At 58.1% G+C, this 11,710-nt stretch carries 5 protein-coding genes and 1 tRNA gene; 4 read left to right on the top strand and 2 right to left on the bottom strand.

What is annotated here, in order from left to right:
- Nucleotide 1: 1 nt before the first annotated feature.
- Entirely contained in the window at nucleotides 2-973 is a 972-nt protein-coding gene (rfaD, locus tag IEX36_RS04790; protein ID WP_188758142.1) for an ADP-glyceromanno-heptose 6-epimerase, read from the top strand.
- A gap of 83 nt (nucleotides 974-1,056) precedes the next feature.
- Here the strand turns inward: rfaD and IEX36_RS04785 are convergent.
- A tRNA-Lys gene (locus IEX36_RS04785) sits at nucleotides 1,057-1,132 on the bottom strand.
- 298 nt (nucleotides 1,133-1,430) lie between these two features.
- Between IEX36_RS04785 and IEX36_RS04780 the strand changes: the two genes are divergently transcribed.
- Both IEX36_RS04780 and bcsA read left to right on the top strand, forming a co-directional pair.
- On the top strand, nucleotides 1,431-3,413 hold the full coding sequence (locus IEX36_RS04780; RefSeq protein ID WP_188758141.1) for a cellulose synthase operon protein YhjQ/BcsQ: 1,983 nt from the start codon (nucleotides 1,431-1,433) through the stop codon (nucleotides 3,411-3,413).
- A complete protein-coding gene (gene bcsA / locus IEX36_RS04775) occupies nucleotides 3,410-7,882 on the top strand; it encodes a UDP-forming cellulose synthase catalytic subunit (protein WP_188758140.1) in 4,473 nt (1,490 codons plus the stop codon). The genes IEX36_RS04780 and bcsA overlap by 4 nt, the downstream gene beginning before the upstream one ends.
- Before the next feature lie 8 nt (nucleotides 7,883-7,890).
- Here the strand turns inward: bcsA and argJ are convergent, their stop codons facing one another.
- Entirely contained in the window at nucleotides 7,891-9,099 is a 1,209-nt protein-coding gene (gene argJ, locus IEX36_RS04770; RefSeq protein WP_188759831.1) for a bifunctional glutamate N-acetyltransferase/amino-acid acetyltransferase ArgJ, read from the bottom strand.
- Between the two features lie 226 nt (nucleotides 9,100-9,325).
- Between argJ and bglX the strand changes: the two genes are divergently transcribed.
- On the top strand, nucleotides 9,326-11,629 hold the full coding sequence (gene bglX, locus IEX36_RS04765; RefSeq protein ID WP_188759830.1) for a beta-glucosidase BglX: 2,304 nt from the start codon (nucleotides 9,326-9,328) through the stop codon (nucleotides 11,627-11,629).
- Nucleotides 11,630-11,710: the final 81 nt, after the last annotated feature.

Raw genomic sequence — 11,710 nt, 5'->3', positions numbered from 1 at the left:
CGTGATTATTGTTACGGGTGGCGCGGGTTTTATTGGCAGCAATATCGTTCACGAGCTCAACCGCATGGGTGAACGCGACATTCTGGTTGTCGACAACCTTGCGCCTGCGCCGAATTTGAGTGGGCCGAAGTTTTTGAATCTCGCTGGCGCTGAGTACTCGGACTATATGGACAAGCGGGAGTTTCGCGCGGCGCTGAAGGATGGTGATTTTGACAGCGTGAAGGTGAGGGCAGTACTGCATCAGGGGGCGTGCTCGAACACGCTGGAAGATGATGGGCGCTACATGATGGACAACAACTTCACCTATTCGAAGGAGTTGCTGCACTATGTGACGGACCAGCGGATTCCGTTTGTGTATGCCTCGACGGCGGCGGTGTATGGCGCGAGTACGGAGTTTACTGAGGAGTCTGCGAATGAGCGTCCCCTGAATGTGTATGGATACTCGAAGCTGGTGTTTGATGATTACGTGCGGCGATTGATGCCTACGTTCAAGAGCACGGTGGTTGGGTTGAGGTACTTCAATGTCTATGGGCCGCGCGAGCAGCACAAGGGCAGGATGGCGAGCGTGATGCACCACTTTACGCGGCAGCTCAAAGAGACGGGGACGATCCGGATGTTTGAGGGCTCGGGCGGCTATGCGGACGGGGAACAGAGGCGCGACTTTGTGTTTGTGCGCGACCTGGCGGCGATCAATATGTTCTTTGCCGGGATTGGGCCGAATGCGGTGAAGAAGCAGGTCCATGCGGTTGTGAATGCGGGGACGGGCGAGGCGCGGACGTTCAAGGCTGTTGCCGAGGCGCTGATGCAGGTGCATGGGCCGGGGAAGATTGAGTACATTCCGTTCCCGGGTGATTTGAAGAACCGATATCAGCACTACACGCAGGCGGATGTTGCGGGCCTGAGGGCGGCTGGGTATGCGGAGCCATTTACTTCGCTGGAAGAGGGCGTGAGGGAGACGTTCGCTGAAGGATAGAGCTAGCGCCTGCGGCACATGACGTAAAAACGCCTGTTTTATTGTAATTGGGCCAAATAGTGAAAGTAGCAGTGGAGAGAAGATGGTGAGAGCGCTGGGGCTCGAACCCAGGACCAACGCCTTAAAAGGGCGATGCTCTACCAACTGAGCTACGCTCTCAAACCACTGTATTCAAGTTAGCACATTTGACCGTGTATTTCCGCAGGCCGCGGCGGGACGGGCGAGATGAAAGCGGAGAGTGATTCGGTTGGGCAATTGACTTGATTTATCCGGGTTTTTCCCACTGTTTTCTGGCGCTGTAACCCGAAAGTCGCACGGCAATTCATTGACTTGAGAGGACGGCGAACGTAGCCTGAGGCTATTGCACGAGAGGTGTCGGACGTGTGCCTGTGCAATCGCGAATGAGGTGGGTTTTTAGGAAAACGGAACACGAAACGGACTGGCAGCAGGACCTGAAATGAAGGACTCACAGGACACGGACAAGATCGAAGCCCAGGAGGGCGCGCAGCCACCGGAAGACGTCGCGGTGCTGTACTCCTGGGCCAATATGCATGGTGCGCGGTATCGTGACTTTTCCGACTCTCGGCGCGAGCATCGGGCGCAGTTGAGGCAGCGTGCGGCTGAACAGTTGCACGGGCCCGCCGCTGCGAATGTTGAAGGTGATACTGAAGCTTCGAGGCAGCATGGGCCGCACGATGCAGGCCAGGATGTTCGCGTGGCTGCTTCGAATGCCGTTGTGCCTGCTGATCAGGAGATTGCAGAGGCACGTGCTGCGGCACAACGGCAGGCCGAACGTTATGTGGATGCGGAACGATTCAGGAGTGTGCCGGTGCAATCGCATCCTTCGCTGGAAGAGGTTCGTCCGGGACGTAGCCGCCGCGCGGGTGACTTTACTGCTGAGCAGGAGCGACAGGGTTCACGCAGGCCGCAGGGATATCGTCCGGATGATGCTTCGGGAGTGCGTGAGATCTATCGTGGAGCAGAATTGGGCGCTATTGCAGACGATGCCGTTCGCGTGGAGCGGGAACGCCGTGCTCCGCAGGCAGCGAGGCAGGAGATTACACCTGCTTCGGCTTCGATGTATCCGGACAGGCCTTCGGCTGTGATCTTTAAAACACCTCCGGGCGCTGGGCCACGGCGTGGAGATTCGCCGATTCAAGAGCGGCGTGTGCAGAGGCAGGAGATGGAGTTGCCAGCCCAGTTTGCGAACGCGGATCCGGGTTTTGCTGCGCGGAGGGACGATCTGGCTCAGCAGGCCGCGCTGGCGGCACAGCAGAGAGAAGGGGATTTTGCTGGTTCGTCAGAGCAGGCGGGCAGTGTGCTGGCGCCTCGTGGGCGACGTGCACAGGACGATTTTGATTACAAGCAGGCTGTGCCGGGAAGTGAGCCCGTGCGGCGTGCAGTGCCTGAACCGCTGTCGGAACCGAACTATTCCACACAGCGTGCGCAGTTTGCGCCAGAGCCAGCGGGCCCGGCGTGGCTGTATGCGCCGCCGTCACCGCAGGCAGCAGTGAAGCCGAAGCCTGTGCCTGCTCCTGCGCCGCCGGTGCAGCCTTCCGTTGCGGAGACGCTGCAGCATTCGCGCGAACGAGTTGCCTCGCGCTGGTTTGCGTTGAAGGGAGTCTTTGAACAGCCTGGGCAGGAGTTGCCGGAGGCTATTCCGGTACGTCAGAAAGAGACGCGTACGCCGGTGCTGGCGGTGTTTTCGCTGGCGGGCGGTGTGGGTAAGACGAGCATGGTCGCTACGGTGGGACGTGCGCTTTCTTCGCTTGGGGAAAAGGTTTTGCTGACGGATACGACTTCGCATGGGCTGCTGCCGTTTTATTTTGGCGCGAGTGAGTTGAGGCCCGATACGGTGAGGACGTTCTCGCCGCCAAGCGGAAGCACGGATGCGCCGATCTATTTGGTGAGCCACGATATTGAGCAGAAGGGCAGCGATGATGCCGCGCAGGAGGCTCTGGCGGACGAGATCGTCAATAACAGCCGTGGCACGCAGAGGATTCTGCTGGACCTGACTTCGAGCTCAGGCTGGATTGTGAAGAGGCTGGCGAGGATGAGCCCGACGGTGCTTGTGCCGCTGGCGCCGGATATGAATTCGGTGATCAGTCTGCAAGCGGTGGAGCGGTACTTCCAGGGAGTTGCGAATGTGGATGGGCGTCCGCTACAGCCGTATTATGTGCTGAACCAGTTTGATTCGTCGCTGCCACTGCACCTTGATGTGCGAGAGGTGTTGCGACGACAACTGGGCGATCGGTTGCTGCCGTTTGTCATTCGGCAGTCGCCGGTGGTGAGTGAGGCTCTGGCAGAGGGAATGACGGTGGTGGACTATGCGCCGGACGTTCCTGTGGCGGAGGATTACAGGAACCTGGCTACGTGGCTGCGCGGTGTTGCCGCGCCGGCGACGGCGGGCTTCCGCAATGTGCGGTGGAGCGAACGATGACGGACCTTCCTCAGTGGAGGAAGTTCGAATCAAGCGAAGGATTGAGTTACAAGGCACTGCGGGCGCTTTGCGTTGCGGTCTGCGGCTTTCTGCTTTGCTTTACAGCTACTCTTCTGTTGACGTGGCCACAGCAGATTGTGCTGGGACTGCTGACGGTGCTGGTGGTGGTGTGGCTGGACCGCAGCTCTGACTCAAAGATCATCACGCTGACGCTGATGATGGCCTCGATCTTTTCGACATGCAGGTATGGCTTCTGGCGGCTGGAGCGCACGACGCGCTACTTTCGCGATCCGGGATCGAACTGGAGCGGGCTGGATACGTTCTTCATATGCCTGCTATTGGCGGCGGAGACTTATGCGGCGGCAGTGCTCTTCCTGGGGTACTTTCAAACACTGTGGCCGTTGGGACGTGCACCTGAGCCGATGCCGGAGGATACGGCGACGTGGCCCGCGATCGATCTACTGATCCCAACGTATAACGAGCCACTGAGCCTGGTGCGGCATACGGCGTTTGCGGCGATGAATATTGACTGGCCTGTCGGAAAGCTGAATGTCTACATTCTGGATGATGGCCGGCGCGAGGAGTTTCGCAAGTTTGCCGAAGAACTTGGCATTGGATATATCACGCGCGATGACAATCTTTATGCGAAGGCAGGCAATATCAATCATGCGCTGAAGCAGATTGATGCGCCATTTGTTGCTGTCTTCGATTGCGACCACGTGCCTACGCGCAGCTTCATGCAGATGACGATGGGGTTGTTTCTGCGCGATGAACGGTTGGGGATGGTGCAGACGCCGCATCATTTTTATTCGCCCGATCCGTTTGAACGGAACCTACATCAGTTTCGCGCGGTGCCGAATGAGGGCGAGCTTTTTTACGGTGTTGTGCAGGATGGTAATGATTTCTGGAACGCGGCGTTTTTCTGCGGATCGTGCGCTGTGATTCGGCGAACCGCGCTGGATGAAGCTGGGGGAATGGCAGTCGAGACAGTGACGGAGGACGCGCACACGTCGTTGCGGATGCAGATGCATGGGTGGAACACCGCGTATGTGAATATTCCGCAGGCCGCTGGATTAGCGACGGAGCAGTTGAGAGGACATGTGCGGCAGCGGATTCGGTGGGCACGCGGGATGGTGCAGGTGCTTCGGACGGACAATCCGCTGTTTGCGCCGGGACTGACGACGGCGCAGAGGCTGTGCTACTTCAACGCGATGACGCACTTTCTATACGCGCTGCCGCGGCTGATTTTTCTGACGGCGCCGTTGATCTATTTAATGCTGGGGCATGTGAATATTCCTGGCTACTGGGCGGCGATTCTTGCGTATGCGCTGCCTCATCTTGTGCTCGCGAACCTGACAAACTCGCGGATTCAGGGACGGCACAGGTACTCGTTCTGGAACGAGATCTATGAGACTGTGTTGGCTCCTTATATATTGCTGCCGACGTTGTTGGCACTGATCAGTCCGAAGCTGGGTAAGTTCAACGTGACGGCGAAGGGCGGCGTGGTGGAGCGGCGGTTCTTCGATGTGCGCATTGCGCAGCCGTTTCTTCTGCTCTTCGGGTTGAACTTTGCGGGAGTGCTGTGCGCGATTCCGCGCATCTGGCATGTTCCGAGTTCCGGTCACAACTGGGCGCTGAGTGTGCTGGCTTCGATGTACGATGGCCAGCATGTCGGTACGATTGTGATGAATTTGCTTTGGGCGTGCTTCAACCTTGTCATTCTGGGCGTTGCGATTGCTGTAGCGTGGGAGGAGCGGCAGAGGCGGCAGAGCGTGCGGGTGACGATGCATCTTCCGGCAGAGGTAAAGCTCGCGAGTGGAAGTCCGGTGCATGGCGTGACCGCGAATGTTTCGAGTGGCGGCGTGATGGTGCGGATGGAGCGCGGGTTTAAGGCCAAGGTCGGCGGGCACATTAAGGTTGGGCTTCCGGTGTTGAGCGGAACTGCGGAGTTTCCCGCAGTGGTGGCTGGAGTCGATGGCAATATTCTTCGCGCGAAGTTTGGCACGTTGAGCGTGCAGGAAGAGGAAGCACTGACGCTGGTGTTGTATTCGCGTGCCGATGCGTGGCTGGGCTGGGGCGAGGCGCATCTGGCTGACCGGCCTTTGAAGAGTCTGCGGCATATTTTTAAGCTGTCGACTCGTGGCATCGCTCAGACGCTGAGGGGGATGGTTGGAGGTTCGAAGACGGGTGCTGCTGCAGGCCTTGTTCTGCTTGCTCTGGCTGCGACGGGAACGCTGCGTGGACAAATGAGCGCCGCTGCACCGGAGTCGGCGGCCGCGCAGGCATTGCAGGGGACGTTTGATCGTACTGCGACACTGACCGATCTCGGAGTGCAGAACACGATTGTTTTGCATGGCGAAGATGCGCACCGCACGGTGCGGTTTTCGCTGCCGCTGACAGAGCATGTGACGACTGCGGTGTTGAAGTTGCACTATCACTTTTCGCCGGGATTGGTTCCGACGATCAGCCATTTGAATGTGAGCTTGAATGGAGTGCTGGTGACGACGCTGACGGTCGCGCCTCCTCCTGCTGTAACTTCGCAGACTGTGAATGTGCCACTAGGGAATGCGCCCTCAGGCAACGATGCGGCGGATGCCTCGCGTGCTGAGCGCAGTCCTGCGCTTGATGCGACTGTTACCTTACCTGCGGAGTTGCTGGCGCGCGATAACGATCTAAACTTCGAGTTTGTTGGCCACTATAAAGCGGAGTGCGAAGATACTGCGAACTCGACGCTGTGGAGCCATGTGGATACGAGCTCCAGTATTGAGTTTACTGGTGCGCTAGAGCCTCTTCATGATGATCTTCGACTGCTTCCTATTCCGTTTTATGATGCGGCGGTCGATTACCATCCTTCCGTTCCGATTGTGTTTTTGAGTCAGCCCTCGGAGAAGGCGCTGGAGGCGGCTGGCGTCGTGGCTTCATGGTTTGGCATGTTAGCCGATTCGCGGCCGGTTCAATTTCCTGTGAGTGTCGGGAAGATTCCTCAAGGAAACGTGATTGTGCTGAGCGAGAATACGGCGGCACTTCCGCCTACGCTTCAGGTTCATGGGGGCGCGAGTGCGGTGATTGCGATGCGCGACAATCCGTCGGACCTGTACTCTAAGGCGCTGGTGATTACGGGTAGAGATGCAGATGAACTGCTGATGGCTGCGCGTGCACTTTCACTGCAACGAGATATGTTGCAGGGCGATCAGGTTGCGATCAAGTCGCTGGCAATGCCTGCGCCGCGCAGACCTGATGACGCTCCGCGCTGGCTGGACACGGAGAAGATTACGCCGATTGGAGAGTTTACTCAGCCGGGCGATCTTGAAAGCGACGGGAGCACGCCGGTGACGGCTTATCTGCGTCTGCCGCCTGATCTTTACTACGGCACGATTCAGAACCTTGGCTTGCATCTTCGTTATCGTTACAACGGTGTTCCGCTGGCCGATGGCAGCACGATGCAGGTGAGTGTGAATGGCGGGTTTGTGAACGCTGTGCCTTTACCTCATTCGGACAAGGTAGCGACCGGGCCGGAAGTGCTGGTGCCGGTGCCGGTCTCGGACATGCGGCCTTCGTCGAATACGCTGCGGATCAAGTTTGCATGGAGGGTGGCGGAAGACGCGAAGTGCCGCGACGCTGCTGCGTCTGATTTGCAGGGCGCTGTGCTGAAGGATTCTTATCTCGACCTGCGCGGGATTCCGCATTGGGCAGTGTTGCCTGATCTGGAGATCTTTGCGAATGCGGGATATCCGTTTACACGCAAGGCTGATTTGAGCGATACCGCGGTGGTGATGCCGGACGTGCCCGGGCCGGAAGAGATGGAGCTTTACCTGGCGTTGATGGGACACTTCGGGGCGCAGACGGGCTATCCGGTGTTGAATGTGGGCGTCACGAACGCTGAAGGGATGGCGCCGGGCGGCAAAGACTATCTCGTCATTGGGACGGTTGGCGACCAGGATGCGATCGCGCGGTTGAATCCGTCGCTGCCTGTGATGGTGGATGGAAGTGGCCTGCATATTCAGGACACGCAGGGTTTTTTCAGCCAGTTTCAACATGCGTGGTGGAAGGTGCGGAGCTCGGATCGCGTGCAGTCGGGCGAGCTGGAGACTTCGGGCGGTTTGCCTGATGCTTTGATCGAGGCGACACAGTGGCCTGCGCGCTCGGGCCGGTCGGTGGTGTTGGTCGTGATGCGCGACAGAGAGAATGCGAGTGGGTTAATTTCAGCGTTCTTGAGGAACTCGCAATCGTCGGACATCTCACAGACGGTAAGTGTGCTGCATGGTGGGCAGTTCAATTCTTACCGGATCGGCAATGTGATGTATGGTGTGGGATCGCTTTCGATCTGGGTACGCACGCATATCTTCTTTGCAAATTATCCGTGGGCGATGGCTGCGCTGATTGCGCTGTGCTGCATTCTGCTGGCGGTCGTTGCACGCGGTGTTCTTCGCCGACGGGCGTATCTGCGGCTGGATAAGAAAAAGGACTGAAGCGCGATCTAAGTGGAATAGTCGGCGTTGATCTTGACGTATTCCTGCGTGAGATCGCAGGTGACGAAGCGGCATTCGGCATGGCCTGTTCCGAGGTCGATGGTGATGGTGTACTCGCGCTCGGACATGGCGGCGTGGGCGGCGGCTTCGTTGAAGGCTTCAGACCTGACACCGAGTTCGAAGACGGGTTGCGCGCCGATGGTGATACGCACGTTGGCGGGATTGAAGGACACGCCGCTGTATCCGGCGGCGGCGAGAAGGCGGCCCCAGTTCGGATCGGCGCTGGACCACGCTGTTTTGCAAAGTGGTGAATGGGCGATAGATGTGGCTACCTGCTTTGCGTCGGCTTCGGTGCGGGCTCCTGTGATGTGGAGCGTGACGACGTGACCGACGCCTTCGCCGTCGTCGACAATCTGATGGGCAAGCGAAGCGCAGACGAGCTTGAGGGCGTTTTCAAAGGGCTCGCGAACGCGGTCGCTCATTTTGACGCCGCTGGCACCGCTGGCGAGGAGAAGCACGGTGTCGTTGGTGGAGGTGTCACCGTCGATGGAGATGCAGTTGAAGCTGCGTTCGACGGCTGGCGCTAATGCGGCGCGGAGCTCTTCGCTGGTGGCGCTAAGGTCGGTGAAGATGTAGACCAGCATGGTTGCATGTGGCGGACCGAGGCGTGGGTAGATCATGCCTGCGCCTTTGGCTGCGCCAAAGATACGGACCTCGGCGCCGTCGACATCTACGACAGCGCGGGCGACCTTCTTTTTGGTGTCGGTTGTCATGATCGCCTGGGCGAAGAGCTCGGCGTGTTCGTCTGCGCTGCCGATTGAGTCTTTGAGCTTCGGGAGAGCGGCGATGACTTTTTCGGCAGGAAGCGGTACGCCGATGATTCCGGTGGAGGAAGGGAAGACCTCGTCGAAGATGCAGCCGAAGGTTTCGGCTGCGGCTGAGCAGGTGGAGAGACAGGCGTCGATGCCTGGCTGACCGGTGGCGCAGTTGGCGTTGCCAGCGTTGACCAGCACTGCGCCTACGCGCCCGTCTGTTGCGGCAAGATGTCTGCGGCCCACTGTGACTGGGGCGGCTACGACCTGGTTGCGGGTGAACATGGCCGCTGCAGTTGCCATTTTGGGCGCGATGGCTACGGCTACGTCCAGATTTCCACTGGCCTTGATTCCTGCCTTGCCTGCGCCCCACTGGAAGCCTGTGGGCAGACCTGCTGCTTTCATATCCTGCTCAACGATATCCATGACACTACTCTATCAAGTTGGTGAAGCGGGTTGGCCGTCACGAATACAGAAGGGCAGATCAATTGTTCTTGAGTATTTTGCCTGGTCACCTGTATAAACGTAGGCGCAAATTGGCAAGGTAAATTCAGTTTTCTCTCAAATAAATCGATTGAGGGAGACTTGGATGATTTGAGGGATTGCGAAGTTCATGGAGGGAATGGTGACGATGCCTTTGAAGTGGGGTTCCAGATTGGCTCTATTGTGCGTGTTGTTGGTGATGGCCGCGGCTTCGGCTGCCGCTCAGGATGCTCTCTTCAGCTCAGCCGCTAAGCAGAAGGCGGAGTCTTTGCTGAAGCAGATGACACTTGATGAAAAGATTGGGCAATTGAATCAGGCGTCTGGAATCGTGCTGCAGGGACTTGCGGATGAAAAGCCGGACAACCTGATCGTTCAGGGACGAGTTGGTTCTGTCCTTTGGCTGAACGATGTTCACGAGATTAATCGGCTGCAGCATCTTGCGGTCGAGAAGTCGCGGCTGCATATCCCCATTTTGTTTGGATTCGACGTGATCCATGGATATCGCACGGTGTTCCCGGTGCCGTTGGCGATGGCCTCGTCGTGGGACCCTTCGGTGGAGGAACGGGCGCAGCATTTGGCGGCTGAGGATGCGCGTGCGGCGGGAATCGAGTGGACGTTTACGCCGATGGTGGACATTGCGCGCGATGCGCGCTGGGGCCGCATTGTGGAAGGCGCTGGTGAAGACCCGTATCTGGGTGCTGCGATGGCGCGGGCTCAGGTGCTTGGGTTTCAAGGTGAGCATATGGGGCCAGAAAGTGTGCTGGCCTGCGTGAAGCACTTTGCGGGCTATGGCGCAGCCGATGGTGGTCGCGACTACGATTCGTCGTATGTGCCGGAAGAGCTGATGCGTAATGTCTACCTGGTCCCGTTTCATGCGGCGGAACAGGCGGGGGCAGGCAGCTTTATGAGCGCATATATGGACCTGAACGACGTTCCTGCGAGCGGGAACCATTGGCTGCTGACGGATGTGCTGCGGAAAGACTGGGGGTTTCAGGGGCTTGTGTTGTCGGATGCGTTTGCCGTTCAAAATCTGCAGACGCATGGCTATGCGAAGGACCCGGAGGATGCGGCTTACAAGGCCATTACGGCTGGCTTGAATATGGATATGGCGAGCGAGACTTATACACACAATCTTGCCAAGCTGGTGAAAGAGGGCAGGGTGAGCGAGACCTATATCGACCAGATGGTTTTGCCGGTTCTGGAAGCCAAGTACGATCTTGGGCTCTTTGATCATCCTTATGTGGATGAGTCGAAGGTGAACACGGTACTGGATCGTCCGGAGGGTTTGGCACTGGAGCGGAAGCTGGCGGGACGGTCGATGGTTCTGCTTCGCAATGAAGACCACACGCTGCCGTTGTCGAAGGGCTTGAAGAAGGTCGCCGTCATTGGACCGTTGGCGGACTCGACTCAGGACATCGAGGGAGGATGGACGGTCGAGGGTTTGTTTGGGCCGAGTGGCAAGAGCCATCCTGTCACGGTGTATGCGGGAATTAAAAAAATGCTTGGATCTGATGCGGAGGTTACGCTTGTCTCGGGACCGGTGCCTTCGCGTCTGTATCCGGGGCTGCTGGATCAGCTTAAAGGCGTAAAGATGTCTCCTCCTCCGACGCCTGAAGAGACTGCTGACTGGATTACGAAGGTTAAGGCGGCTGCTGCGAATGCTGATGTTGTCGTGGCCGTTATGGGTGAAACGGCAGATATGAATGGCGAGGCCGCATCGCGCGCCACGCTCAATATGCCAGGGATCCAGGAACAGATGCTGGAGGCTGTAGCTGCTGCGGGCAAGCCTGTTGTACTGGTGCTTGAGAACGGACGGCCACTGGATATTCGTTGGGCATCGGAGCATGTGCCGGCGATTCTGGAGGCATGGTATCCGGGCACCGAGGGCGGGGATGCTGTGGCCGATGTGCTCTTTGGAGATGTAGATCCGGGAGGGAAGCTGCCGGTGAGCTGGCCTCGCGTGGCTGGAGAAGAGCCGCTCTACTATAACCACAATCTGACGCATGAACCTGAAGACCAACCTGGGTTCACTTCGCGCTATTGGGACATGAATTCAAAGCCGCTCTATCCCTTTGGGTATGGGCTTAGCTATACGACGTTCCAGTTCGCGAATCTTCGCCTGAGCAAAGCGAGCATGGCTGCGGGTGATACGAATGAGGTGAGCGTCGATGTGACTAACACTGGCTCTGTGGCTGGCGACGCAGTTGCGCAGGTTTATATCCATCAGCGTTACGGATCGGCTTCGCGGCCGGTAAGGCAGTTGGAGGGATTCAAACGAGTTAGCCTGCAGCCAGGTGAGAAGAAGACACTCACGTTTCCGCTGGGGTCGCACGAGTTGCATTTCTGGGACCCTCAGACAAAGAAGTGGGTTGTGGAAGCATCGGAGTTTGATGTGTGGGCTGGAGGAGATTCGAAAGCCAGCCTGCACGCCGGTTTCGCTGTGACTCAGTAGGCCAAATGTTCGCGAGCCCGGACTCGATTGTCTGGGCTCGATCTTTTATGAAAGTGATGTAGTTGGTTTTGGTGGAGTCAC

The organism is Edaphobacter acidisoli (assembly GCF_014642855.1).
Classification (GTDB): domain Bacteria; phylum Acidobacteriota; class Terriglobia; order Terriglobales; family Acidobacteriaceae; genus Edaphobacter; species Edaphobacter acidisoli.
This window is presented reverse-complemented; position numbering and strand designations above follow the sequence as displayed.